Origin of the sequence: Luteitalea pratensis, assembly GCF_001618865.1 — a bacterium.
GTDB classification, from domain to species: domain Bacteria; phylum Acidobacteriota; class Vicinamibacteria; order Vicinamibacterales; family Vicinamibacteraceae; genus Luteitalea; species Luteitalea pratensis.
The window spans coordinates 5,257,547-5,283,212 of record NZ_CP015136.1 but is presented as its reverse complement, the minus strand read 5'-3'; the positions used below and the strand labels follow the sequence as shown (position 1 = coordinate 5,283,212).

General features: G+C 68.9%; 27 protein-coding genes. All 27 read left to right on the top strand.

Features of this window, described 5'->3' with window-relative positions; translation table 11 throughout:
• Positions 1 to 49 precede the first annotated feature (49 nt).
• The 27 genes from LuPra_RS22165 to LuPra_RS22040 all read left to right on the top strand — a co-directional run bounded on the left by LuPra_RS22165 (position 50) and on the right by LuPra_RS22040 (position 25,655).
• The gene (locus LuPra_RS22165; RefSeq protein ID WP_157899535.1) at positions 50 to 661 is read left to right on the top strand and encodes an OmpH/Skp family outer membrane protein; all 612 of its coding nucleotides are present in this window, start codon (positions 50 to 52) and stop codon (positions 659 to 661) included.
• 73 nt (positions 662 to 734) lie between these two features.
• Positions 735 to 1,991 (top strand): acyl-ACP--UDP-N-acetylglucosamine O-acyltransferase, encoded by a 1,257-nt coding sequence (lpxA, locus tag LuPra_RS22160; RefSeq protein WP_162271468.1) that lies wholly within the window; start codon positions 735 to 737, stop codon positions 1,989 to 1,991.
• A 60-nt stretch (positions 1,992 to 2,051) separates the two neighbouring features.
• Positions 2,052 to 2,888 carry an LpxI family protein gene (locus tag LuPra_RS22155; protein WP_110172769.1) on the top strand — a complete coding sequence of 279 codons (837 nt, stop codon included), beginning with the start codon at positions 2,052 to 2,054 and terminating at the stop codon, positions 2,886 to 2,888.
• Positions 2,881 to 3,819 (top strand): Gfo/Idh/MocA family protein, encoded by a 939-nt coding sequence (locus LuPra_RS22150; RefSeq protein ID WP_234800504.1) that lies wholly within the window; start codon positions 2,881 to 2,883, stop codon positions 3,817 to 3,819. Before LuPra_RS22155 ends, LuPra_RS22150 begins: the two co-directional genes overlap by 8 nt.
• Before the next feature lie 5 nt (positions 3,820 to 3,824).
• Entirely contained in the window at positions 3,825 to 4,751 is a 927-nt protein-coding gene (locus tag LuPra_RS32200; RefSeq protein WP_162271467.1) for a hypothetical protein, read from the top strand.
• Positions 4,748 to 5,602 carry a menaquinone biosynthetic enzyme MqnA/MqnD family protein gene (locus LuPra_RS32195; RefSeq protein WP_157899533.1) on the top strand — a complete coding sequence of 285 codons (855 nt, stop codon included), beginning with the start codon at positions 4,748 to 4,750 and terminating at the stop codon, positions 5,600 to 5,602. The genes LuPra_RS32200 and LuPra_RS32195 overlap by 4 nt, the downstream gene beginning before the upstream one ends.
• A gap of 16 nt (positions 5,603 to 5,618) precedes the next feature.
• Positions 5,619 to 6,827 (top strand): cyclic dehypoxanthinyl futalosine synthase, encoded by a 1,209-nt coding sequence (mqnC, locus tag LuPra_RS22140; protein ID WP_110172767.1) that lies wholly within the window; start codon positions 5,619 to 5,621, stop codon positions 6,825 to 6,827.
• Positions 6,828 to 6,997: 170 nt separating this feature from the next.
• Entirely contained in the window at positions 6,998 to 7,333 is a 336-nt protein-coding gene (locus LuPra_RS22135) for a PadR family transcriptional regulator (protein ID WP_110172766.1), read from the top strand.
• A gap of 4 nt (positions 7,334 to 7,337) precedes the next feature.
• Complete coding sequence (locus LuPra_RS22130; protein ID WP_110172765.1) at positions 7,338 to 9,995, top strand: ABC transporter permease; 2,658 nt, start codon at positions 7,338 to 7,340, stop codon at positions 9,993 to 9,995.
• A gap of 179 nt (positions 9,996 to 10,174) precedes the next feature.
• Positions 10,175 to 11,437: an amidohydrolase family protein gene (locus tag LuPra_RS22125; protein ID WP_157899532.1), complete on the top strand. Its 1,263-nt coding sequence runs from the start codon at positions 10,175 to 10,177 to the stop codon at positions 11,435 to 11,437.
• 139 nt (positions 11,438 to 11,576) lie between these two features.
• Positions 11,577 to 12,434 (top strand): UbiA-like polyprenyltransferase, encoded by an 858-nt coding sequence (locus LuPra_RS22120; protein WP_110172763.1) that lies wholly within the window; start codon positions 11,577 to 11,579, stop codon positions 12,432 to 12,434.
• Positions 12,424 to 13,053, top strand: a complete 630-nt coding sequence (locus LuPra_RS22115) for a UbiX family flavin prenyltransferase (RefSeq protein WP_110172762.1) — start codon at positions 12,424 to 12,426, stop codon at positions 13,051 to 13,053. The genes LuPra_RS22120 and LuPra_RS22115 overlap by 11 nt, the downstream gene beginning before the upstream one ends.
• Positions 13,050 to 13,805, top strand: a complete 756-nt coding sequence (gene ubiE, locus LuPra_RS22110; RefSeq protein WP_110172761.1) for a bifunctional demethylmenaquinone methyltransferase/2-methoxy-6-polyprenyl-1,4-benzoquinol methylase UbiE — start codon at positions 13,050 to 13,052, stop codon at positions 13,803 to 13,805. Before LuPra_RS22115 ends, ubiE begins: the two co-directional genes overlap by 4 nt.
• 98 nt (positions 13,806 to 13,903) lie before the next feature.
• Entirely contained in the window at positions 13,904 to 14,938 is a 1,035-nt protein-coding gene (locus LuPra_RS22105) for a TonB family protein (protein WP_157899531.1), read from the top strand.
• Between the two features lie 9 nt (positions 14,939 to 14,947).
• A complete protein-coding gene (gene miaA / locus LuPra_RS22100; RefSeq protein WP_110172759.1) occupies positions 14,948 to 15,907 on the top strand; it encodes a tRNA (adenosine(37)-N6)-dimethylallyltransferase MiaA in 960 nt (319 codons plus the stop codon).
• On the top strand, positions 15,907 to 16,173 hold the full coding sequence (hfq, locus tag LuPra_RS22095) for an RNA chaperone Hfq (protein ID WP_110172758.1): 267 nt from the start codon (positions 15,907 to 15,909) through the stop codon (positions 16,171 to 16,173). The genes miaA and hfq overlap by 1 nt, the downstream gene beginning before the upstream one ends.
• 10 nt (positions 16,174 to 16,183) lie before the next feature.
• The gene (locus tag LuPra_RS22090) at positions 16,184 to 17,383 is read left to right on the top strand and encodes a phosphopentomutase (protein WP_110172757.1); all 1,200 of its coding nucleotides are present in this window, start codon (positions 16,184 to 16,186) and stop codon (positions 17,381 to 17,383) included.
• Positions 17,380 to 18,429, top strand: coding sequence for a deoxyguanosinetriphosphate triphosphohydrolase (locus tag LuPra_RS22085; RefSeq protein WP_110172756.1), 1,050 nt, complete (start codon positions 17,380 to 17,382; stop codon positions 18,427 to 18,429). Before LuPra_RS22090 ends, LuPra_RS22085 begins: the two co-directional genes overlap by 4 nt.
• A 150-nt stretch (positions 18,430 to 18,579) precedes the next feature.
• Complete coding sequence (locus LuPra_RS22080; protein WP_110172755.1) at positions 18,580 to 19,161, top strand: YceD family protein; 582 nt, start codon at positions 18,580 to 18,582, stop codon at positions 19,159 to 19,161.
• Between the two features lie 7 nt (positions 19,162 to 19,168).
• Positions 19,169 to 19,354 carry a 50S ribosomal protein L32 gene (gene rpmF / locus LuPra_RS22075; protein ID WP_110172754.1) on the top strand — a complete coding sequence of 62 codons (186 nt, stop codon included), beginning with the start codon at positions 19,169 to 19,171 and terminating at the stop codon, positions 19,352 to 19,354.
• A gap of 133 nt (positions 19,355 to 19,487) precedes the next feature.
• Positions 19,488 to 20,519, top strand: a complete 1,032-nt coding sequence (gene plsX, locus LuPra_RS22070) for a phosphate acyltransferase PlsX (protein WP_110172753.1) — start codon at positions 19,488 to 19,490, stop codon at positions 20,517 to 20,519.
• Positions 20,516 to 21,448, top strand: coding sequence for an ACP S-malonyltransferase (gene fabD / locus LuPra_RS22065; protein ID WP_110172752.1), 933 nt, complete (start codon positions 20,516 to 20,518; stop codon positions 21,446 to 21,448). Before plsX ends, fabD begins: the two co-directional genes overlap by 4 nt.
• Entirely contained in the window at positions 21,445 to 22,188 is a 744-nt protein-coding gene (gene fabG / locus LuPra_RS22060; protein ID WP_110172751.1) for a 3-oxoacyl-ACP reductase FabG, read from the top strand. Before fabD ends, fabG begins: the two co-directional genes overlap by 4 nt.
• A 16-nt stretch (positions 22,189 to 22,204) precedes the next feature.
• Entirely contained in the window at positions 22,205 to 22,450 is a 246-nt protein-coding gene (locus tag LuPra_RS22055) for an acyl carrier protein (protein WP_110172750.1), read from the top strand.
• A 40-nt stretch (positions 22,451 to 22,490) separates the two neighbouring features.
• Positions 22,491 to 23,732, top strand: a complete 1,242-nt coding sequence (fabF, locus tag LuPra_RS22050; RefSeq protein ID WP_110172749.1) for a beta-ketoacyl-ACP synthase II — start codon at positions 22,491 to 22,493, stop codon at positions 23,730 to 23,732.
• Between the two features lie 202 nt (positions 23,733 to 23,934).
• Complete coding sequence (locus tag LuPra_RS22045) at positions 23,935 to 24,705, top strand: electron transfer flavoprotein subunit beta/FixA family protein (protein ID WP_110172748.1); 771 nt, start codon at positions 23,935 to 23,937, stop codon at positions 24,703 to 24,705.
• A complete protein-coding gene (locus tag LuPra_RS22040; RefSeq protein WP_110172747.1) occupies positions 24,702 to 25,655 on the top strand; it encodes an electron transfer flavoprotein subunit alpha/FixB family protein in 954 nt (317 codons plus the stop codon). The genes LuPra_RS22045 and LuPra_RS22040 overlap by 4 nt, the downstream gene beginning before the upstream one ends.
• Positions 25,656 to 25,666 lie beyond the last annotated feature (11 nt).

The window sequence follows — 25,666 nt, the reverse complement described above, 5'->3', positions numbered from 1 at the left end:
TGGGTCGAAAGGATTGCTGTCGATGAAGTCCGTGATTACCGTGTCCACGATGTGCCTGCTGCTGGTGGCCGCTGCCGCCGGCGCGCAAACCCCTGCCCCCAAGGGCGCCACGGCGGCCCCGGCCCAGCCCGCCCCGGCCCAGCCCGCCCCGGCCCAGCCGGCGGCGCCTGCGGCCCGTCCCGCGCCGCGGCCGTTCCCGGCCGATGCCAAGATCGCCTACGTCGATCTGAACACGGTCGCGACGACGAGCAGGGAAGGGCAGGCCGCGGGCGTCAAGATCAAGGACCTCCAGGCGAAGCGGACTGCCGAACTCGAGGGCAAGCAGAAGCAGCTCCAGGCGGCCCAGCAGAAGCTGGAGCAAGGTGGCGCGGTGCTGAGCGAATCCGCGCGGGCCCAGCAGGCCAAGGAAGTGGAGCGGCTGCAGACCGAACTGCAACGCTCCAGCCAGGATGCCCAGAAGGAAATCCAGGAGTTCACGCAGGAGTTGCAGGTGCAGTTCCAGCAGAAGCTCTTGCCGATCATCGAGCAGGTCGCGAAGGCGAAGAACCTCCACTTCATCCTGAGCATCGCCGATGCCGGTGTCGTGTGGGTCGACGCCGGCCTCAACGTGACCGCCGACGTCGTCACCGCGCTCGACGCTGCCACCCCGGCAGCCAAGTAGCGCAGCCCGCTGCAGCCGACCCCGGCGACGCGCCGGGGCCGGGCTGCCCTTCAGGTTGCCGGACGAACGCTTCGTGTCCATCCATCTCCCTCCAGTCATCGACCGGCTCTGTTCGCGTTTCCCGCTGCAGATGGTCGATGCCGTCACCGACTTCACGTGCGGTGAGCGGTTGGTCGCGATCAAGAACGTCACGGTCAACGAAGACTTCTTCCCGGGCCACTTCCCGGGCGCGCCGCTGATGCCGGGCGTGCTGATGATCGAGTCGATGGCCCAGGCTGCAAGCGTGCTGCTCCTGCAGGCCGCCGACGGCACGATCCTGCCGCACCGTGCGTCGTTGCGCGGCGCCGATGGCGTGAAGTTCCGCAAGCCGGTCGGCCCCGGCGATCGCGTGCGTCTCGAGCTCTCGATCGAGCGGCGGCGCGCAACGATGGCGCGTGTCCGCGGTGTCGCCTACGTCCACGACCAGATCGTGGCCGAGGGCACGCTCGTGATGGCGATCGAGCCCGAGCCGGCCATCATCCATCCGACGGCGGTGGTCGAGCAGGGCGCGGAGATCGGAGCCGGGACGGTGGTCGCGGCCAATGCCGTGATCGGGCCGCAGGTGAAGATCGGGCCGCGCTGCAAGATCGGCGCGGGCGCGATCATCGACGGCGCAACGACCATCGGCGAAGGGACGGAAGTGTTCCCGTACGCGTCGATCGGCCTCATCCCGCAGGACACGAAGTTCCGCGGCGAACCGACGCGGCTCGAGATCGGCAGGTTCAACGTCTTCCGCGAGTTCGTCACCGTGCATCGCGGCACCGAGGGCGGCGGCGGCGTTACGCGCATCGGCGACCACAACCTGTTCATGGCGTACTCGCACATCGCGCATGACTGCCGCGTCGGCAATCACACGATTTTCGGCAACGCCGCCACCCTGGGCGGGCACGTCACCGTCGAGGACTGCGCGACGATTAGCGCGTTCTCTGGGGTGCACCAGTTCTGCCGTATCGGCAGCCACGCGTTCATCGGCGGCTACTCGGTGGTCACCAAGGACGCGCTGCCATTTGCCAAGACCGTGGGCAACCGCGCCCGCAACTACGGGCTGAACACCATCGGCCTGATGCGGCGGGGGTTCACCGCCGGCGCGGTCACGCGCCTCCGCCACGCGTACCGGTATCTCCTCGTGTCACGGCTCAACACCACGCGAGCGTTGGCCGAGATTGAAAAGGATCCCGAGTTGCAGTGCACCGAGGTGCAGTACCTCATCGATTTCATCCGGCAGAGCAAGCGCGGGGTGATCCTGCGCCGTGCGACCCGGCGTCCCGAAGACGTCTCTCCAGACGAGTGACATGTAGCCGGTAGCCTGTAGCCCAAGGCTGCAGGCTGCAGGCGGCAGGCTGCCTGATCCATGCCTCCCATCGGCCTCATCGCCGGCAACGGCAAGTTCCCCCTGCTCGTGCTCGACGCGGCTTCCGCCCTGGGGCATGAGGTCACCGTCGTCGCGATCAAGGAAGAAACCGGCGACGATCTGGTCGAACGCGCCGCGGCAGTCGGCGCCGCTCTGCACTCGGTCTCGCTCGGCCAGTTGGGGCGCTGCATCCAGCTGTTGCAGGAGGCCGGCTGCGCACAGGCGGTGATGGCCGGCCAGGTCAAGCACGCCAAGTTGTTTGCCAATATCACGCCCGACTGGACGCTGTTGCAGGTGCTGATGCGCCTGCGCGCCAAGTCCACCGATGCCCTGATCTCGGCGATCGCCGACGTGATGCGCGGCAAGGGCATCGAGTTGCTCGACTCGACGGTGTTCCTGCAGCCCTTGCTGGCGCGGGAAGGTCACATCGCCGGGCCCGCGCCAGACGACGTGGCAAGGGCCGACCTCAAGTTCGGCTACCGGATGGCCGACGCCATTGCCGGCCTCGACATCGGACAGACGATCGTCGTGAAGGACCAGGCCGTGGTGGCCGTGGAGGCGATGGAAGGCACGGACGAGACGATCCGGCGGGCCGGACGAATCGCCGGGCCCGGCGCGTGCGTCATCAAGGTCGCCAAGCCGCGGCAGGACATGCGCTTCGACGTCCCCATCGTCGGGTTGCCCACGATTGCGGTCTTGCGGGACGCCGGCATCCGGATCCTGTCCATCGACGCCGGACGCACGCTCGTGCTCGACGGACAGGCCGTGGCCGACGCGGCCGACGCCGCGCGCGTGACCGTCGTCGGACGTCCCCTGGGAGAACAGGCACGTGGCTGATGCGGTGCGGGTGGGAGTGATTGGCGTGGGCGCGCTCGGACGCCATCATGCCCGGATCCTTGGCGACACGCCCGACGCCGTGCTTGCCGCCGTCGTCGACGTCAATGCCTCGCGGGCTGCCGAGATCGCGGCGCAGCATGGCGCGCAGGCGCACCTGACCGACCCCTCGGCGCTGATCGGGATGGTCGACGCCGTGACGATCGCCTCGCCGACGGAGGCGCACCACGAGCTTGCCGCGATGCTGCTCGACGCCGGCATCCACGTGCTGGTCGAGAAGCCGATGACGACCACGCTCGCCCAGGCCGACGACCTCATCGCGCGGGCGCAAGCACGTGGGGTGCTGCTCGCGGTGGGGCACACGGAACGGTTCAACCCGGCCGTCGATGCGGCCCGGCCCTTTCTCTCGCGGCCGCGCTTCATCGAGGTACACCGGCTCGGCACGTTCCCCGACCGAAGCCTGGACATCGACGTCGTGTTCGACCTGATGATCCATGACCTCGACGTACTACTGTCGGTCGTGGACGAAGAGGTGGTGGGTGTGGAGGCCGTGGGCGTGCCGGTACTGACCGGTCGTGTCGACATCGCCAACGCGCGGCTCAAGTTTGCCGGTGGCTGCATCGCCAATGTGACCGCGAGTCGGATCAGTCGCGATCGCGTGCGCAAGGTTCGCTTCATCGAGCCGGCCGCCTACGTGTCGGTCGACTACGCGAGCCGGGAGCTGGAAGTGTGGCGGCTCCGCAAGGTGGACGGCGGGCGTCCGGCGATCGAGGGCGGTCCGGTCGCCGTCCCCGAGGCCGAACCGCTTCGCCGGGAACTCGAGGATTTCGTGGGCGCGGTGCGTGGCGGTCGCGCGCCGCGGGTGGATGGCGCGCAGGGGCGCCGGGCGCTGGCGCTCGCGCAGCGCATCAACGACCAGATGACCCAGGGATGATGGCAATGGCGGCGGTGGATTTCGATCGACTCACGGAGGCCCTGGCGGCTGGCGAGGCGCTCTCGGCGTCGCAGTTGCACGCCCTTGCGCACAGCCGCGACCTGATCGGGCTGGGCATGCTCGCGGCGGACGCGCGAACGCGGCGACACGGCACGCGCGGTACGTTCGTCCGCGTGCAGGTCGTGGACGTGTCGCACGTCCCCGCCGATACCGGCGGGTTCGGCCTGGACCTGCCACAACTCGCGACCGCGGAGGGCGGCACGTTCTCCATGGGAGAACTGCGGCTCGTGGGCGCCCCAGCCTCGCTCGCCACCGCGCGCCTGATGGTGCTGGCCGCGGCGTCGCGGGGCGGCGTGCCCGTCTCGGCGTGGACGGTCGAAGAGCTTTCCGCGCTCGGGCCGCTCGCCGATGTCGCCGCCACGCTGCGCGAAGCAGGGCTCCACGCGGTGGCCTCGGCACGGCTCGATCGCCTGGTGGCCGCGGACCTCGACGCGCTGGCATCGGCGGGACTGCCGGTGCAGTCGGTCACGCTTGGAACGCCCGTCGACGGCGACGCACTGCTCGACCAACTCGAGGCGCTGCGAGCGTGGCAGGCCGCAACCGGCGTTGTGCGCGCCTGTGCGCCGTTACCCGTCGAGACGTCGCTCGAGCAGCCCACAACGGGCTACGACGACATGCGCCACGTGGCGGTCGCGCGTCTCGTGCTCGACAACGTCCCGCACATCCAGGCGCACTGGGTGCGCATGGGCGCGAAGCTGTCGCAGTCGTGCCTGCTGTTTGGCGCCGACGACATCGACGCCGTCCCTGCGCGCGACGACATGCCGCACGGGCCGCGCCGCGCGATCCTCGAGGAAGTCCGGCGCAACCTCGCCGCCGCGTCGCTCGACGCCGTCGAGCGCGACGGCGCCTTTCGCCCGCGAGGCGCGGCGTGATTCGCATCGGGGCGGTCGGGTTCCTGAACGCGAGTCCCCTCGCGTATGGCCTCGACCGTGATCCTCGAGTATCGCTGCGCCTCGACCTGCCCTCGGTGTGCGCGAGCCTGCTGCACGCGGGCGAGATCGATCTCGGTCTCGTGCCGGTGATCGAGATCTTGAGAGGACCGGTGCACTACGACCTCGTCCCGGGACTCGCGATCGCCTGCGAGGGCACGGTCAACTCGGTGGCGCTGTTCACGCGCGTGCCGGTGGCACAGATCCGCCGCCTGGCGCTCGATGTCAGCTCTCGGAGTTCGGTCGGGCTGGTGCGGATTCTTTGTCGTCACCATTGGAGCATCGAGCCCGAATATGTCGACGCGTCGCCGGACCTGGCCTCGATGCTGGACGTCGCCGACGCGGCGCTGATGATCGGCGATCCCGCGCTCGACGCCCCGTGGCAATCGCTTGGCGCGATCAAAATCGATCTCGGCGAGGCGTGGCAGGCGTTCACCGGGTTGCCGTTCGTGTTTGCCGCCTGGGTGGCTCGGCCCGGCGTGGTGACGCCGGCGTTGATCGACCTCTTGCACGCGGCAAGTCGCGCCGGACAGGCCGCCATTCCTTTGCTTGCAGAAGCCGAGGCGGCGGGCGACTCCACACGCGCTGGCCGCCTGGAGCGCTACCTGCGCCAGAACATCCGGTACCATCTCGATGAGCCCGCCCTGCGCGGGTTGTCGCGCTACCTGACGCTGGCGATGGACGAGGGGCTGGCCCCGGTACGCCCGGAGGTCCTCGAGGTCGTCGATCGCATGGGCCAGGCGGCGGTCCCCGGGACGACGCAGGCGGGCGCGTTGGCGTCCGAGAGAGCTTGACGAGGCCGTGACTCAGATGTCGGTGGCAACGATTGCGGACAAGATCAACCGCGGGGAGCGGATCGACGCCGACGAGGCGCTGACGCTGTACCGCGACGCGAGCACGTGGCAATTGGGACGCCTTGCGGACGCGATTCGCGCGCGGCGTCATCCGGAGCGTGTCGTCACCTACATCATCGACCGCAACGTCAACTACACGAACGTCTGCGTGGCCCGCTGCAACTTCTGCGCGTTCTACCGCACCGTCGGCAGTGCCGATGGATACGTGCTGTCGCGTGAGGAGCTGTTTGCCAAGATCGACGAAACGATCAGTGTCGGCGGCAACCAGTTGCTGCTGCAGGGCGGCCACAACCCGGACATCCCGCTCGCCTGGTACGAGGACCTGTTCCGCGCCGTCAAGGCGGCGTACCCGACATTCAGGCTGCACGCGCTGTCGCCTCCCGAAATTCTGCACATCTCCCGGATGTCGAAGTTGCCCGTACCGGAGGTCGTCTCGCGGTTGATCGCGGCCGGGCTCGACAGCGTGCCCGGCGGTGGCGCCGAGATCCTCGTCGACCGTGTCCGCAAGCTGCTCAACTGCTACGGCAAGGCAACCGCGGACGAGTGGCTCGGCATCATGCGCGAAGTGCACCTCCAGGGACTACGTACCACCGCGACGATGATGTACGGGAGCGTGGAGACGCCAGCGGAGCGCATCGAGCACATGATGCGGTTGCGCGCCCTGCAGGACGAAACGCACGGGTTCACGGCCTTCATCACGTGGAGCTACCAGCCCGATCACACCGAGCTTGCCGGCGTCGAGCTCACGGGCATCGAATATCTCCGCACGCTTGCGCTCGCCCGCATCGTCCTCGACAACTTCGACAACGTGCAGGCCTCGTGGGTCACGCAAGGCGGCAAGGTCGGCCAGTTGAGCCTGGCCTTCGGCGCCAACGACATGGGCAGCGTGATGATCGAGGAGAACGTCGTCCGTGCGGCTGGCGCGAGCTACTGCATGGACGAAGTCGAGATCGTGCGCAACATCGAGAACGCCGGGTTCACGCCGATGCGGCGCACGATGCACTACGACCTCGTCGGGCCGCCGGTGTTCCGCGAGCGCGCGGTGCCGCGAAGGCTGTCGCTGGACGTCGCCAAGCAGGAGGGGGCCGAGCGCATGCCCGCCGAACTCGCGGCCTACGAGGCGCGGAGCCGCGAGGAGCGTGCCCGCCGTTCGCAGCTGGCGTAATAGCGGCTCTTGGCCGGCTCGGAGAGCCGGCCCTACCGAATCCCGAATCCCGGAGTGTGGTACCCGATACCCGGGACCCGGTACCCGGACATTCTTCAGTCCCCTGTGACGAATCGCGTCGCTGGTGTTGACAGTCGACAACAACGGCCTTAGTGTCGGTAGTCGACACCATGGCACGCCGCCCTACACCAGACCTCCTCCCCGGCACGCTGGACCTGCTGATCCTCCGGACCCTGCAGAACGACGCATTGCATGGCTGGGCGATCTCCGAACGCATCCAGCGGATCTCCGGGGACGTCCTCCAGGTGAACCAGGGGTCGCTGTATCCCGCCCTCCATCGGCTCGAACATCAGGACTGGATCGAGGCCGAGTGGGCCGTGTCCGAGCTTGGACGTCGCGCGAAGTACTACCGGCTCACCGCCTCGGGCCGCCGGCAGCTGGCTGTCGAGGCGCGCGAGTGGGATCGCATGGCCGCCGCGATCGGTCGCGTCATGAAGTTGGCGTGACGAGATGAATCTCCGCAGCTGGTCGTTGCGCGCCCGTGCGATGTTTGCCCGCAGCCGCGTCGAACGCGAACTCGACGAGGAACTGGCGTTCCACATCGATCGGGAAGTACAGAAACTCATCGACGAGGGCGTGCCGGAAGCGGATGCCCGCGTCGCGGCGCGGCGGCGTTTCGGCTCCATGCCAGGGATCGCCGACGAGTGTCGAGACGCGCGTGGCATCAACGCCATCGACAACATCGTGCGCGACACGCGGTACGCGCTGCGAGGCTTCGCGCGCGCGCCGCTGGTCTCGCTCACCATCATCGCGACGGTCGGGCTCGGCCTCGGGCTGGTCGCCGCGGCCTTCACGTTCCTCAGCACGTTCCTGTTCCGTGTCGATCGCGTTCCGGACATCCACGAGATGTTCGCGGTGGAACGGGCACGAACGGGCGGCGACCCATCGCCGCCGTTCACGCGGGGCCAATTCGACGCGCTGGCTCGCGACACCAGGGTCTTCACGGGGACCTACGCGGAGTTTGCCGACCTCGACAGCCATGTCGAGGGCCGGACGATGACGGGGTCGCTCGTCACCGGCAACTTCTTTCAGGTCCTCGGTGTCCACGCCGCAATGGGCCGTGCGCTCACGCAGAGCGACGACGAGCCGCTGGCGGGACGACAGGTGATGGTGCTCAGCCACCGCGGCTGGGAGCGCATGTTCGCCCGGGATCCGGCCATTCTCGGCCGTGAGTTGCTCGTCAACGGTCTCACGTTCCAGATTGTCGGCGTCATGCCCGAAGGATTCCGCGGCCTGATGGTTGGTCCCCCGGACTACTGGGCGCCGCTCTCGCTGCTCGGTCAGTTGCTTCCGGCACATCGAGACCGTCCATCCGAGGCCGGTGTGGGCATCATCGGGCGCCTGAGGCCCGGATTGACGCCGCAGCAGGCACGTGCCGAGCTCGCCGTGTGGGATGGCGCGCAGGAGGCCCGTGACCCGAACGAGAAGGGCGTGTCGGACGTCGTGCTCACGCCACGACGCGGCACGGTGCCGCAGCCGCTCGAAGCGGTGATCGTGACCGCGCCGCTGTTCTTCGCATTTGGCCTGATTCTCCTGATCGGGTGTGCCAACGTCACCAATCTGCTCCTGGCGCGAGGCGTGGCGCGCCAGCGCGAGATCGGCATCCGGCTGTCGATCGGCGCCACACGACGACGCATCGTCTTCCAGTTGCTGACCGAGAGCCTGCTGCTGGCGCTGGTGGCCGCAGCGGCCGGATACGTCATCTCACGCGTCGTGCTCAGGGGCATCATCAACGGGGTGATGACCAGCATCCCGTCGGCCATCGGCGACGTGCGCCTGAGGGTGCCGGACGCCGACTGGCGAGTGCTGCTGTTCCTGGTGATTGGGGCTGTCCTGTCCACGGCGTTCTTCGGCCTCACGCCGGCGCTGCAGGCGACGCGGATCGAACCGGTCCGGACGATACGCGGCGAAGTGACCCGGGACACGCGGCCCGGGCGCGCGCGCAGTTTCCTCATCGGCCTCCAGGTGAGCGCTTCGGCCCTTCTGCTGATCTGCGCGGCGGTGTTCCTGCGGAGCACGTTCACCGCTGCGATCGAAAGTCCCGGCGTACGAATCTCGGACATCGTCGTGGTCCGGGTGAGCAGCGAGGAGGCGCGCATGGCGATGGTGCAGGCGGTGAGCGACGAGCCGTCGGTGGCCGCGATTGCCGCGTCGTGGCCGAGCGCGCTCAGCACCGGTCCACGGGTCGTCGCCGAAACCGACACCGGCAAGACGACGCTGCCGTGCCAGTTCGTCTCGCCGGAGTACTTCGGCCTGCTTGGTATCGAGGTGCTGCAGGGCCGAGGCTTCATGCCCGCGGAGCGCTCGTCCAACCTCTCGGTCGCCGTCGTCTCGGAGGCGACCGCGCGTCGGCTGTGGCCCACAGGCCAGGCCGTCGGTCAGGTGCTGCGCCTCGACCGCGACACGGGCGCGGGCGTGATCACGCCTGGTGAACCCGTCCTGGAATCGCGCACTGTAACGGTCGTCGGTGTCGTCAAGGACGTGGCTGGTTTCCGCATCGCGCCGCTCGAGGCCGCCGTCGTCTACGTCCCGACCAGTGCGGCAATGCCAGGCACGTCACTGATCGCGCGTGTGCACGGTGACGCCACCCGCGCGCAGGAGTCACTCGTGACACGGCTCTCGGCGATCGATCCCAACATGGCCAACCGCGGCCAGGTAGGCGCCATGGTGTGGGTGACGCGCATGGTCACGTACTTCCTCTGGCTCGCGTTCTGGTTGACGGTCGTGCTCGGCGCACTGGCGCTGGCGTTGACGCTCTCCGGTCTGTTCGGGGTGCTGTCCTATCTCGTGGAGCGACGGTCCAGGGAGATCGGTATCCGCATGGCGCTCGGCGCCGCGGCGTCCGACGTGACGCGGCTCGTCCTGTTGCAGACGATTCGGCCCGTCGGCATCGGCCTCGCGATCGGCGCGCTGGCCGCGGCTGGACTGGCGGTGTTGCTGCTGGCCTCGCCAGCCGCCGCGGGCCTGGGCGGAATCGTGCGGGTGCTCGACCCTGTTTCATACGCCGCCGCCGGCGTCGTCATCGTCGCCGCGTGCCTGGCGGCCGCCGCGATTCCGGCGGCTCGGGCCGCGCGCCTCAATCCGACAGCAGCGTTGCGCCAGGAATAGGTGCGGTTGCGTGGTGCAGCCGTCGGCCATGACCGCCGCGGCGCGGACGTTCAAGCGCGCCATCTGCCTGTGGTGGGCGGCTACAATTCTTGATGTGCCGGTCGACGGACCCGGTCCGTGAGACCTGAAAAGTCAGTTCCTGGCAGCCAATCAAAACTCCCGATGCAGGTCGTCCCCTCGTGATCATCCGTGTCCACTCCAGGTGGGTGATTCCCGTCGCGGCGCCGGTCCTGCGAGATGGCTGGATCGACGTCGATTCGGCGCGCGGTGAGATCGTCGGGCTTGGCGCTGCGAGATCGGCGCCGCAGCCCGGACCCGATGCTGTCCTCGACCTGGGCGACGCCGTCGTGTTGCCGGGCCTCGTCAACGCGCACACGCACCTCGAGCTGTCGCACCTTGCCGGCGCGGTGGCGCCTGCCGACAGTTTCGTGTCGTGGGTGCGCGCGATGCTGGGCGTGCGCTTCGGCTCGTCGGCCTCGGTGGCAGACGTCACCGCCGCCGTCGTCCGGGCGATTGGCCAGATGGAGGCGACAGGCACCGCCGGCGTCGGCGACATCGGCAACACCGACGTCGCCGTGCTGCCACTGGCCGCCTCGTCGCTGTCGGGCGTGCACTTCCGCGAGGCACTCGGGCTCAAGCGGGCCGACGCGGCGCGCATCGGAGGCGAGACCCGGCTGGGTGCCGCGCTGGCACAGACGCGGCTCACCGAGCAGCGGTCGACGCGGCTGGTGGCGTCGGTGGCGCCACACGCGCCCTATTCGACATCGGCTCCGCTCATCCAGTCGCTGGCGGCGGGCTACGAGGCCACCGGCGCGGTGTCGTCGATCCATCTGGCCGAATCGCCAGAGGAACTCGAGTTCCTTGCGAGCGGCACGGGCCCGTTCCGCGCCCTGCTCACCGATCTCGGCGCCTGGGACGACACGTGGGTGCCGCCTGGCCTCGCACCCGTGCCGTACCTGCAGCAACTCGGCGCGCTCCATGCGCGGCTGCTTGTCGTCCACGGCACGCAGCTCGGTGCGGGAGAACTCAGGACGCTGGCCGACGTCGGCGCGACCGTCGTGCTGTGTCCGCGGAGCAACCGATGGGTCGGCGCCGGCGTGCCTCCCGTCGCCGCGGCCTTCGCGGCGGGCGTTCGGGTCGCGGTCGGCACCGACAGCCTGGCCAGCGTCGAGGACCTGAACCTGTTCGCGGAACTGGCGTTTCTGCGGCGGATTGCCCCAGACGTCCCAGCCGCCGCGCTGCTGGCGGCGGCCACCCGCGGTGGCGCGCAAGCGCTACGGCGCGAAGGCCTTGGCGTCCTTGCGCCCGGTGCGACCAGCCATGCGATCGTGCGAGTACCGCCCACCGGAATCGCAGACGTGGAACAATGGTTGGTCGCCGATGCCGCGGACACCGGTGACCTGCGTTGGCTGGACGAACTCGTTGCGCACGCGGCGTCCTGAACGGCACCGCCTCCGGTACCCGGCCAGGCACCCGACCGAGGTGTAGCTGTCGACCTTGGTCGACAGTCGACGACGTCGATGACCCGAATATCTTGACCCGGAACCCGACGACGATTCCCGACTCCCGATCCCGACTCCGATGCTCTTCGACCGCCTCCGCACGTATCTCGCGTTCGTGCGCTTCAGCCACACGGTGTTCGCCCTGCCGTTTGCGCTGGTCGGCGCACTGCTGGCGAGCCGCCTCGTGCCGATGACGTGGGCTCGTCTCGCCTGGATCGTCGCGGCGATGGTCGCGGCCCGCAGCGCGGCGATGTCGTTCAACCGGCTCGTCGATGCGCGCTACGACGCACTCAATCCGCGAACGGCGCAACGAGAGATTCCGCGCGGCGCGATGTCGGTCCGCGAAGCCGCGGTCTTCCTTGTCGTGGCGAGCCTGGCCTTCCTCGGCGTGTGTGCGCAGATCAGCCGTCTGTGCCTGCTGCTCGCGCCTGTCGCGCTGGGCATTGTCTTCTGGTACTCCTTGGCCAAGCGGGTCACCTGGGCGACGCAGTTCTTCCTCGGCCTCGCCATGGCGGTCGCGCCTGTGGGCGGCTGGATCGCCTCGGGTGGCGGGCCGTCGTGGCAGCCGGTCCTGCTCGCGCTGGCGATCGGCACCTGGGTAGGCGGCTTCGACGTGCTGTACGCGTGCCAGGACCTCGACTTCGACCGGGCGCATGGCCTGCGATCGATTCCAGTGCGTTTCGGCGTGCCGAAGTCCATCTCCATCTCCCGTGGCCTGCATGTCCTCACGATCGCCAGCCTCGCGGCGCTTGGCATCGTGGCCGGCCTCGGCGCCGTGTACCACGGCGGCGTCGCGTTGGTGGCCGCCCTGCTGGTCTTCGAGCAGTCGCTGGTCAGCGCGACCGATCTGTCCCAGGTGAAACGGGCCTTCGACATGAACGGGTGGGTCGGCCTGCTGTACCTGGCCACGACGGGATTGAGCATCTATGTCAGTTGAGACCCCACGACGCATCGTGCTCGCCGTCACTGGCGCCAGTGGTGCGCTCTATGCGATGCGCACGCTGTCGGCGCTGTTGCAGCACGGGCAGCACGTCGATCTCGTCATCACCGACTACGGCCGGCGCCTGCTGACCGACGAACTTGGCCCGCAGGCCCGCGTCGATCGCCTGCAGGCGTACCTGGAGGAGATCTGGGGCGAGGGCGTGCGTCGCGGCGGCTGGGTGCTGCACAGCAACAAGGATCTCGGCTCGCGGATCGCCAGCGGCAGCAAGGGCGCCGACGCGATGGTGATCGCCCCCTGCTCGATGAAGACGATGGCGGCCATTGCGCACGGCCTCTCGCGCTCCCTCGTTGAACGGGCCGCGGACGTGATGCTCAAGGAGCGCCGGCCGCTGCTGATCATGCCGCGGGAGACCCCCATGAGCCTGCCGCAACTCAGGAACATGGTCCTCTGCGCCGAGGCCGGCGCGGTGGTCGTGCCCGCCATGCCGGGGTTCTACCAACGGCCGCAGACGATTGCCGATCTGGCCGACTTCATGGCCGGACGGATCCTGTCCTTGCTGCGCATCGACCACCAGTTGTATCCCGTGTGGGATCCGCAAGTGGGGCGTGAATGACCGCCATGGACCCCGGGGTCCCGACCTACGGCGGCCTCTCACCCGACACCGGCAAGGCTCCCGCGAAGATCGCGGGGATGTTCGACGCCATCGCCGGCCGTTACGACCTGCTGAACCACCTGCTCAGCGGTGGCCAGGATCTCTACTGGCGATGGCGCGCGGTGCGGCGCCTGCGGTTGACCGGCACCGAGCGCGTCCTCGACCTCTGCACCGGCACCTGCGATGTCGCCCGGACGATGGTCCGGCGGCGGCTCGCCCGGCGCGTGCTGGGCATCGATTTCTCGGCCGAGATGCTCAAGGTGGGGCAGCGAAAGCTGCGCGGCGAGGGCCGCGCCGGTGTGATTCCGCTGGTCCGTGGGGACGCGATGCGTCTGCCCGCCGCGTCCGGGTCGATGGACGCCGTGACCATCGCCTTCGGCATCCGCAATGTCCAGGACGCGTCGGTCGCACTCGCGGAAGTCGCGCGGGTGCTGAAGCCCGGGGGCCGGCTGGCCATCCTGGAGTTCTCGACCCCGCAACAGCCCGCGGTCCGTGCCGCGTACCTCTGGTATTTCCGCAACGTCCTGCCGCGGCTCGGTGGCCTCGTGTCACGGCACGGCGAGGCCTACGCGTACCTTCCTGCCTCGGTGGAGAGCTTCACGCCCCCGGCGCAGTTCGTGGCCCAGCTCGAGGCGGCCGGGCTGACGCAGTGCGAGGCCGTCCCTTTGACGTTTGGCGTCGTCTATCTCTACGTTGCCCGGCGGGCAGCATAGGGGGCCGTCATTCTTCCCCTCGCCCTCTATACTGAAGAAACCGGATGTTCATAGATTTCGAGGATCACCGACCAGAGCCGCCGAGCATAGATTCGGCGATGTCACGGCGAGAGGCCGTGATGATGTCGGTGTTCCTGCACGCCGCAATCCTGGCGCTGCTCCTGTTCGGGCCCAAGCTCCCCTTCATCCAGGAGTACCTCGCCCAGCAGGCCGAACTGCAGCAGCAGGAAGTGCAGAAGATGCAGCAGCTGGCGATGCAGCAACAGCAGCAGCAGCGCCCGCGCTTCGTGTTCGTGCAGCCGCGGATCGACATGAAGGCGGCCAAGCCCAAGGACAACGCCTCGCTGGCCGATCAGGATCGCGTCGCGCAGACGACGCAGCGCGCGCCCAACGCGACCAACAGCCAGCCGCTCTCGCGCGGCAACAGCCTGGAGTTCGTCGAGAAGCAGTCGCAGAAGGACCTCGCGAAGGGCAAGGGACCCGCGCCCGAGCCCTCCGAGTCACCGCGCGAGATGCAGGCGCAGCAGGCCCGCGCCGCCGCTCCGACGCCGCCCCAGAGCCAGGCGACGCCATCGGCGCAGGCGCCGGCCACCAACCAGGGTGTCAACGTGCGCGAGGGCCAGAACGGCCTGCTTGCCAGGGGCGACACGGGGGTCGTCGCAAACCCGCAGGCCCGCAACACCCCGGCAACGGCATCGCCGGCGGCGCGGCCACCAGGCGGGTCTCTGGGCCAGGCGTTGCGCAACCTCGAAAAGTACGTCCAGAACGAGGCGTTCAACAATCCCGATGGTGGCAACTCACCCTTCGGTCCCTACATCCAGTTCGACACCAAGGGCGTCGAGTTCGGGCCGTGGATCCGTCGCTTCGTCGCGCAGATCAAGCGCAACTGGCTGATTCCCGAGGCGGCGATGGTGATGAAGGGCCACGTCGTCGTGACCTTCAACGTCCACAAGGACGGCCGCATCACCGACGTCAGCATCAAGCAGCCCTCGGGCATCGATGCCTTCGACCGCGCCGCGGCCAACTCGTTGCAGTGGTCGAACCCGACGACGCCATTGCCGCCGGAGTACCCGTCGCCGACCGCGTTCTTCACGGTGACCTTCTACTACAACGAGCAACCTCCCTCGCAGTAGGGCGCTGACGTGACCGCGCCACTCTCAGCCTCGGGACGGCCGCTGCTGGTGGCCGTGCTCGGCCCCACCGCGACCGGCAAGAGTTCGCTCGGGATCCGCCTCGCGCAGGCCTACGACGGCGAGATCGTCAACTGCGACTCCACGGCCGTCTATCGCCGCTTCGACATCGGCACCGACAAGGTGCCCGCGCACGAACAGGGCGGCATCGCGCATCACCTGGTCGACGTCGTGGAGCCGACCGACATCTATTCGGCGGCGCAGTTCGCGCGTGATGCGGCCACGCGCATTCGCGCGATCTCCGCGCGCGGGCGACTGCCGATGCTCGTGGGCGGGACCGGCTTCTACTTCCGGGCCCTCGTCGAGGGCCTGTTCGACGGACCCGGTCGCGACGACGTCGTTCGCACGCGGTTGCACGCACGCGCGGTTCGCCATGGCGTCCAACACCTCCATCGGATCCTGGCGCGTGTCGATCCGACGTCAGCGGCGCGCATCATGCCGCGCGACGAGAAGCGCCTCGTGCGCGCGCTCGAGGTCTGGCTGCTCACGGGGCAGCCGCTCTCGGCGCACTTTGCCGAGACGCGGCCACCGCTGCCCGAGTACGACATCTGTGTCATCGGGCTGCGGTTGCCGCCGGAGGACATCGGCGAGCGGGTGGCCCGGCGCGTCGAGGCGCAATGGGCGCGCGGGGTCGTGCAGGAGGTGCGCGACAACCTCGCCGCGGGCATCCCGCGCGAGGCCAATCCGTTCGGCGGGCTCGTGTACCGGCAGATCCTCGAGATGCTCGACGGGCTGCGTGATGATGCCGAGACGCGTGCACTGATCGTGCGCGAGAACAGGCAGTACGCGCGCCGCCAGCTGATCTGGTTCCGCAAGGAACCGAGAGTGATATGGTTGGACGGCGCGGGAGAACGCGACGAGACGTTCGACGCGGCCCGCGCCCTCATCGAGACCCACGGAGTCTGCCGCTGATGCCCACCCATCGCGAATCCAAGCCGTCAGCGCCGCCCAACATCCAGGACGTGTTTCTCAACTCCGCGCGTCGGGAACGGCTCGTCGTCCAGATTCGCCTCATGGATGGACAGGTGCTCGAGGGGCGCATCAAGAACTTCGATCGGTTCGCCCTGGTGATCGATCACGAGGGCGCGGATCACATGGTGTTCAAGCACGCCATCTCGACGATCCGATCCAATCGCTCCGTCCCCAACTACTTCTCCTCGGCCACGCACGAGGCCTGAGGTCGCTCGCATGGGTGTCCGCTTCGAGCGGATCGTCACGATCGTGCTCGACAGCGTCGGCATCGGCGAACTGCCGGACGCGTCCCGGTACGGTGACGAGGGCAGCGACACGCTTGGCAACATCGCCCGCCGCGTCACCCTGCACCTGCCCGCGCTGCGTCACCTGGGACTCGACCGCCTCGTGCCCGCGCTCGGTCATTCCGGCGGCGTGCCGGCCGGAGCCTGGGGCCGCATGGCCGAGGCCTCCGCGGGCAAGGACTCGGTGACCGGTCACTGGGAAATGGCCGGGATCGTCCTCGAGCGGGCGTTCCCGACGTTTCCCGACGGCTTCCCTCCGGAGGTCATGGACGCGTTCACGCGCGGCATCGGGCGCCCCGCTATCGGCAACGTCGTCGCATCGGGTACCGAGGTCATCGAGCGGTTTGGCGCCGAGCACCTGCGCACCGGCGCGCCAATCGTGTACACCTCGGCCGACAGCGTCTTCCAGATCGCGGCCCACGAGGGCGTGGTACCCGTCCCCGAGCTGTATCGCTGGTGCGAAGTCGCTTACGAGATCGTGGGCAAGGGCATGGGCGTGGGCCGGGTCATCGCACGCCCGTTCGTCGGCGAACTGGGCGCGTTCGAGCGCACCAGCAATCGACACGACTACGCGCTGGAGCCGCCCGTGCCGACCGTGCTCGATCACCTCACGGACGCTGGCCACCCGGTCGTCGCGATCGGGAAGATCAAGGACCTCTTCGCCGGGCGCGGCGTGACGCGGCATCTCGCGACGGCATCCGACGACGAGGGAATGGATCGGGTGGAGGAGGCCATGCGTGACGTGCCGCGGGGCCTCATCTGGGCCAACCTCGTGGACTTCGACGCCTTGTACGGGCACCGCAACAACGTCGGCGGCTACGCACGCAACCTCGAGCGGTTCGACGCGCGGCTCGCCGACCTGCTGCCGCAGTTGCGCCGGACTGATCTGCTGGTCGTCACGGCCGACCATGGCAACGACCCGACGACGCCCAGCACCGACCACTCGCGCGAATACGTGCCGCTGCTGGCCGTCGGGGCACTCGTCGCCGCCGGTGTCAGTCTCGGCACTCGGGAAACGTTTGCCGATCTGGGCCAGACGATGGCTGACAACTTCGGCGTGGCGCCACTGCCGCGCGGCACGAGCTTTCTCGAGGCGCTGGGGAGCTCGTCCCTGGTCCGACCCACCGCATGAACACGATTCGGCAGCAACTCGAGGCCCGGGAGCGCGTGATGCTCGCGCCCCAGGCGACCTTCAGCGACGCCAGCCAGGGACGTGCGCGCCCCGAGGCCGAGGATCCGATTCGCCCGGCGTTCCAGCGCGATCGCGATCGGGTGGTGCATTCGAAGGCCTTCCGCCGGTTGAAGCACAAGACGCAGGTGTTCTTCTCGCCGGCGGGCGACCATTACCGTACGCGGCTCACCCACACGCTCGAGGTCTCGCAGATCGCCCGCACGCTGGCCAAGGTGCTGAACCTGCACGAGGAACTCACCGAGGCCATCACGCTCGCGCACGACCTCGGGCACACGCCGTTCGGCCATGCCGGCGAGCGGGTCCTCGACAAGCTCGTGCCCGGCGGCTTCTCCCACGCCGCCCAGAGCCTGCGCATCGTCGAGGTGCTGGAGCAGGGGGGCGAGGGGCTGAACCTCACCTACGAAGTGAGGCAGGGCATCTCGACGCACTCGAAGGGCAAGCATGGCCTGCCGATCAACGTGCCGGCCCACGAGCGGGCAGCGACGCTGGAGGCGCAGATCGCGCGCGTTGCGGACATCATCGCGTACGTCAACCACGACATCGACGACGCGGTGCGCGCCGGGGTGCTGAACCCGGCAGAACTCCCGTCCTCGGCGGTCGCCGTGCTCGGGACGTCATCGTCGGCCCGGATTGGCGCCATGGTCACCGATGTCGTCCGGCAGAGCCTGGCGTGCGACCTGGAGTCGCTCCGGATGAGCGAACCGGTGCTGCAGGCACTCCTGGACCTCCGTGCCTTCATGTTCGCGCACGTGTACGAGAACGACGTCGCCACGGCCGAGTTCGCCAAGGCCACGGGGATCCTGGGGGGCCTCTGGGAGAAGGTCCGGGAGCAGCCAGGCACCTGGCTGGACGCGCGCACGCTCGAACGGGAGGGGTTGGATGCGGCTGCCAGGGACTTCCTGGCCGGCATGACCGACCGTTACGCCGTGCGCCTGTTCGAGGAACTCTTCATCCCCCGTCCCTGGATCGAGGCCCCGCGGGCCTGACGGCCGTTTGCTGAGCGCCGGACAAGTCCGGCGTCCACACCTGCCGTACCCGGTACCCGGTACCCGATTCCCGATTCCCGATTCCCGGCGCGGTTCTGCTATCCTTATTTGTTCGCGCGGGTCCTCCGGACTGGCGCTGTAAGCCCAGTCATGGTGATTGACCTCACGACTCTCGCTGCCGACCGCGTTCCCGTGGTGGCCGATATCCCCGCCGCGGCACTCGACGTGCCAGCCGAGGACTTCTCGGTCATTGGTCCAGTGCGGTTCGAGGGCGACGTCGAGCGGGGCAGTGGCGAGACGTATCACCTGCGCGGCCAGTTGAAGGCCCAGTTGGCCCTCCCGTGCGCGCGGTGCACCGAGCCGTCGGACTTTCCGGTCGACGTGCCGGTCGATCTGCGTTTTGTTCCAGCCGCGGCAGAGAAGGCCGGCGCGCGCCCGCCGTCATCGTCGGACAGTGACGATGATGATGGCCGTGAGATGGCCGAAGACGATCCGTCGCTCGTGCTGTACGACGAACCGCGGATCGACCTTGCGCAGGTTGCGCGCGAGCAGTGTTACCTGGCCGTGCCGATGAAGCCGTTGTGTCGGCCTGATTGCCAGGGTCTGTGCCCGCATTGCGGAACGAACCGCAACACCGGGACGTGCACGTGTGAGAACCGGTGGGAGGATCCGCGACTGGCGGGTCTGAAGTCCCTCCTGAAGGACGCGGACGGTCCAGGGCCGCGCGAGTAGACGAGTCATGCCGAATCCCAAGCGACGCCATTCGAAGAGCCGTACGAGCAAGCGCCGTACGCACGACGCCCTCAAGGCCGTGGCCCTCGGTCCCTGCCCCCAGTGCAGCGAACTGAAGCCACCCCACGTGGTGTGCACCAACTGCGGGCACTACCGCGGTCGGCAGGTGCGCCCGGTCACCGAGGAAGCCTGAGCCGGTTCGCCCACATGCTGGCCCCTGCCCGCTGGAGCCTTGGCCTGGACGTAGTCCGCCGAAGCCCTGGCGTGGACGTGGTCCGCCGGAGCCTTGGCGTGGACGTAGTCCGCCGAAGCCTTGGCGAAGGCGGATGATGCGCATCGCGGTCGATGCCATGGGGGGCGACGACGCCCCCCGCACCGTGGTGCACGGCGCGGTGGCGGCTGCCCGCGAGGACGGCCTCGCCCTGACCCTGGTCGGGGCGCGCGCGATGCTCGAGGACGAACTCGCCCGGTTCCCCGAAGTCGACAGCCTTTCCATCGCCATTCTCGACGCCCCTGATGTCGTCGGCATGGACGAGCCCGCGGTGGCGGTCCGCCGCCGGCCTCGCGCGTCGGTGCGCGTGGCGGCCGAGGCGGTCGCGGCGGGTGAGGCGGCGGCGCTCTTTACCGCGGGGCACTCGGGCGCGGCGGTGATGGCCGCGTACGCGGCGTTCGGCTTGCTGGACGGCATCGAGCGACCAGCCATCGCGGCGACGATTCCGACGCGCGACGGTGCGGCGATTCTCGTCGACGCCGGGGCGAGCGTGAGCTGCCGGCCCCAGCACCTGCTGGTGTTTGCGCGGCTCGGCGCAGCGTACGCGTCGGCGATGCTGGGTATCGATCGTCCGCGGGTCGGGCTGTTGTCCAATGGCGAGGAAGCCGCCAAGGGAACACCGCTCGTGCGAGGGGCTCACGCGCGCATCGCGGAGACGCGGCTGCACTTCATCGGTAACCTCGATGCCTCCGAGTTGTTCACGGGCGCGGCTGACGTGATCGTGTGCGACGGCTTCACCGGCAACGTGGTGCTGAAGACCAGCGAAGGGTTGGTCGAGGCCATCGACGCGCTGATGGCCGACGAGATGGCGCGGTCGGTGACCGCGCAGGTCGGCGCCGTGCTGACGCGCGGCGCGCTGCGCCGGTTCCGGGCCCGCCTGGATTATTCCGAGTACGGCGGGGCACCGCTGCTCGGCCTGCGTCACGTGTGCGTGATCGGGCACGGGCGGTCCTCGCCGAAGGCGATTGCGACGGGGGTGCGGCTCACGGCGCGATTCGCGCGAGAGCGGCTCGTGACGCGCCTCGAGGACGGACTGCGGGAGACCGGCGCGCTGCGCGTCTCGACGTCGCATGGACACGCAGAATGATTGCCTTTCTCTTTCCAGGACAGGGCTCGCAGGCAGTCGGCATGGGCAAGGCCCTGGCCGGCGCGTTCCCCGAGGCACGCGCCGCTTTCGACCAAGCCGACGCCGCGCTGGGCCGCTCGCTGAGCGGCCTGTGCTTCGACGGCCCCGACGACCAGCTCACGCTCACCGAGAACACCCAACCCGCGATCCTCGCGACCAGTGTGGCAGCCTGGCGCGTGCTCGAGGCGCGTGGGCTGGCGCCCGCGTGGGCGGCGGGGCATTCGCTCGGTGAGTACTCGGCGCATGTGGCGGCCGGGACGCTGGCCTTCGCCGATGCCGTGCGCGTCGTGTCACACCGCGGCCGGTACATGCAGGAGGCGGTGCCGGTTGGCGCAGGCGCCATGGCGGCGATCCTCGGGCTCGACGCCGCGACCGTGACCGCGGCCTGCGAGGCCGCTGCACAGGGCGAGGTCGTGAGCCCTGCCAACCTCAATGCGCCCGGACAAGTGGTGATCGCCGGGTCCAGGGCCGCTGTCCAACGGGCTGGCGTCGAGGCCAAGGCCCGGGGCGCCAAGCGGGTGATCGCCCTGAACGTGAGTGCCCCGTTCCATTGCGCGCTGATGGCGCCGGCGCAGGCGCGCCTCGAACCGGAGTTGCGGGCGCTCGCCGTCCAGGCGCCACGCGTGCCGGTCGTGGCCAACGTCGACGGGCAACCGCGCCGCGACGCCGCGTCGGCCATCGACGCGCTCGTCGCCCAGGTATCCGGCGCCGTGCGCTGGGAGGACGTCATCGGGTATCTTGTGTCGTCTGGTGTGCGCGCGTATGTTGAGGTGGGCCCGGGAACGGTGCTCGCGGGACTGGTGCGCAAGATCGATCGCGAGGCTCAGGTGGTGAGCTTCGGAGCCCCTGAACAACTCGCCGCGGTGGAGGCGCTCTTCGCAGCATCGTGAGGCTCGATCTCTCAGGCAAGGTAGCCGTCATCACCGGCGCGTCGCGTGGCATCGGCCGGCAGACGGCCCTCACGCTCGCCGGCGCCGGCGCGACCGTGGTGCTCACCTCCCGTGGTGATGCCGCCGCTGCCGTGGCGGCCGAGGTGACGGCGGCCGGCGGCCAGGCGCTCGCGTTCGCGGCCGACGTGGCCGACGCCGAGGCGGTGCAACACGTTGTCGAGACGACGACGGCGCGCTTTGGGCGCCTCGACGTGCTCGTCAACAATGCCGGCATCACCAGGGATCAGTTGTTGCTGCGCATGAAGCGCGAGGACTGGGACGCGGTGCTGGCGACCAATCTCACCGGCACGTTCCTCTGCACGCAGGCCGTGCTGCGAACCATGCTCAAGCAGCGCAGCGGGCGAATCATCAGCATCAGCTCGGTCGTCGGCCAGAGTGGCAACCCCGGGCAGACCAACTACGCGGCGACCAAGGCCGGCATCATCGGCTTCTCCAAGGCGCTCGCGCGCGAAGTCGCCTCGCGGTCCATCACCGTCAACGTGGTGGCCCCGGGGCTCATCGATACGGACATGACGCGGGACATCAGCTCGGACGCCCAGGCCAACTGGGCGTCGGCGATCCCGCTCGGTCGTTTGGGCACGCCGGAAGATGTAGCCGCGGCGGTGTGCTTCCTCGCATCAGATGCGGCTGGGTACATCACCGGGCAGGTGCTCGCCATCAATGGCGGCATGTACGCCTGAGCAGGAGGAGTGTCAGATGTCGTCTGTGGCAGACAAGGTCAAGAGCATCATCGTGGAGCAGCTGGGCGTCGACGAGGAAGAGGTCACGCCGGATGCGTCCTTCGTGGACGACCTCGGCGCCGATTCGCTCGACGTGGTGGAACTGGTGATGGCCTTCGAGGAGGAGTTCGCGGTCGAGATCCCGGACGACGACGCGGAGAAGATCACCCGCGTGCGCGAGGCGATCGCCTACATCGAGCAGCACGGCAAGGCGAAGAAGTAGGTACTGCCACACCGGCAACGAGACCGGGGACGGAGGGGGAGTGTCCAGGCGAGTCGTGGTGACGGGTGTCGGGCTGGTGTCGTCGCTCGGAGTGGGCACCAGTGCCAACTGGGCGGCGATCAACGCCGCCCGATCGGGTATCGGCACGATCACCCACTTTGACGCGACGTCGTTCTCGACGCGGATCGCGGGCGAAGTCAAGGGCTTCGACCCGCTCGATTACGTCGAGAAGAAGGAGGTCAAGAAGATTGACCCCTTCATCCAGTTCGCGATCGCTGCGAGTCAGTTCGCGGTCGACGACGCACGCCTCGAGGTGACGGTCGAGAACTCGGTCGACATCGGCGTGTACATCGCGTCGGGTATCGGCGGGTTCCGCACCATCGAGAACGAGCACGAGGCCTACCTCGCGGGCGGGCCACGCAAGATCTCGCCCTTCTTCATTCCGTCGGCGATCATCAACCTGGCATCGGGCCAGGTCTCGATCCGCTTTGGCGCCCGTGGCCCCAACCAGTCGTCGTGCACCGCCTGCTCGGCGAGTGCGCACGCCATCGGCGATTCGTACGAAATCATCAAGCGCGGCGACGCCGAGGTGATGATCACCGGTGGCGCCGAGGCCGCGGTCACGCCGATGAGCGTCGGTGGGTTCGGCTCCATGCGCGCCCTCTCGACGCGCAACGACGAACCGGAGCGGGCCTGTCGGCCGTTCGACCGCGATCGCGACGGCTTCATCATCGGCGAGGGCTCGGGGATCGTCATCCTCGAGGAACTCGAGCGGGCGAAGGCGCGTGGCGCCTCGATCTATGCCGAGGTGGTGGGCTACGGCAGCACCTCGGATGCGTTCCACATGACCGGCCAGCCGGAAGGCGGCGAGGGCGCAGTGCGCTCGATGCGGATGGCGATGCGCAAGGCCGGCATCGATCCGTCGAAGGTCGATTACATCAACGCCCATGGGACGTCGACGCCGGTCAACGACCCGACCGAGACGCAGGCCATCAGGACGGCGTTCGGCGACCACGCATATCGGCTCGCCGTGTCGTCCACCAAGTCGATGACCGGGCACCTGCTCGGTGCCGCGGGCGGGCTCGAGGCCGGCATCACGGCGCTGGCGATCAAGCACCAGGTGTTGCCCCCGACCATCAACCTCGACAACCCGGCCGAAGGCTGCGACCTGGACTACGTCCCGCACGCGGCACGCCCGGGACGCATCGGTTACGCGCTGTCGAACTCCTTCGGCTTCGGCGGCACCAACGCGTCGCTGTTGTTCAAGGCGTACGAAGAATAGGCGACACCACGCCCAGGTCTCAGGTCTCACGTCTCAAGCTCAGACGGCCTCGCCGGCGAGGGTGAACCGCCTGACGAGAGTGACCGCGGACGATGCCGGGCTCTCGCCCGACGGCCTGAGCGAGGTTCATGCCGGCACCTCGATCTCCCTGTTGGCGAGCCTGGGACCTGAGACTTGAGACGCAAGCTCCTGAACTGACACCATGAAAATTGTCGTGTGCATCAAGCAGGTCGTCACCCGCGACTGGCAGGTCCGTCCCGACGAGGCGCGAACCTGGATTCGCGATGGCGACGCCGAGTTCGAGATGAACGAGCCCGACGCCTACGCGCTCGAGGCCGCGCTGCGGTTGCGGGAAGCGCACGGCGGCGAGGTGATCGTCGTCTCCGCGGGTCCGTCGCGCGTCACGCAGGTGTTGCGCGAGGCACTGGCGCGAGGCGCGGATCGGGCGTTGCACGTCGAAGGCGAGGCGCTTGCGAGGGCCGGCGCGTTGGTCGTGGCGGCCGCGCTCGGCACCGCGATCGGCCCCGAGTCACCGGATCTCGTGCTCACCGGCCTGCAGTCGGACGACATGGGCTTCGGCCAGACCGGCGTGATTCTCGCCGAGCGGCTCGGGCTGGCCCACGCGACCATCATCATGGACGTGCAGGTGCAGGGCAGCGGCGTGCGCGTCAAGCGCGAACTCGAGGGCGGCTGGTTCCAGTGGCTCGAGATGCCGTTGCCGGCCTTGCTGACGATCCAGAGCGGCATCAACCAACTTCGGTACGCGACGCTCAAGGGGATCATGGCCGCGAAGAAGAAGGAAATCCGCGCTGTCGCAGCGACAGCGACAGCGGCGGACGCGGCGCAGCAGCTCGTCGATCTGCGGGCGCCCGAAAAGCAGAAGCAGACGCGCATGATCGCGGGCACGCCCGCGGAGGCGGCCCGCGAACTGGTCCGCGCCTTGCGCGAGGACGCACGGGTGGTGGCGTCATGATTCTCGTCATCGCTGAACACAATGCCGGCCAGGTACATCGCTCGACGTGGGAGGCCATCGCCGCCGCGCAGGCGCTGGGACAACCCGTGAGCGTGGTCGTCGCCGGTCATGACATCGCGGCGATCGGCGCGGCTCTGGCCGAAGCGCAGGTGACGCAGGTGCTCGTCGTCGAGCACGCGGCGCTGGCCGACTACACGGCCGACGCGTACGTTGCGGCGCTGGCCGAGGTCGTCGGCGCCACTGCACCGTCGCTCGTGCTGGCGGCGCACACGTACCAGGCGCGCGACTTCATGCCCACGCTCGCGACTCGCTGCGGGCGCGGCCTGGTGTCCGATTGCGTGGCCGTTGGCGCCGATGCCGAGAGCTTCCGCTTCACGCGGCCCGTGTTCCAGGCGCGGCTGCTCGCTGACGTCCTTGCGGTGGGCGCGGCGCCACACTTCGCGACCTTGCAGGCGGGCGCGGTCCGCGCCGACGCTGTGCAGAAGGGCAGTGCGCCCGTCTCGGCGCAGGCGGTGAGCCTCGACACGGCCGCGGTGCGCCAGCGTCCCGAGCCGCCGTTCAAGGAGTCCAAGCAGGCGGTCGATCTCACCGCCGCCGAGCGGATCGTCTCGGTCGGACGAGGCATCAAGGGCCCCGAGCACCTCGACATGGTCAGGCAACTGGCCGAGGCCCTGGGCGCCGAGCTCGCGGCGTCGCGCCCGATTTGCGACAACGGTTGGTTACCGATGGATCGGCAGATCGGCAGCTCGGGGCAGACGGTCGCGCCGAGGCTGTATCTTGCGCTTGGCATCTCGGGGGCGATCCAGCATGTGGTGGGCATGAAGGGCGCCAGGACGATCGTTGCCATCAACAAGGATCCCGAGGCACCGATCTTCGAGATTGCCGACTATGGCATCGCCGGTGATCTGTTCGAGATCGTGCCGGCCCTCATTGCGGAACTCAAGAGATAGCCTGCAGCCTG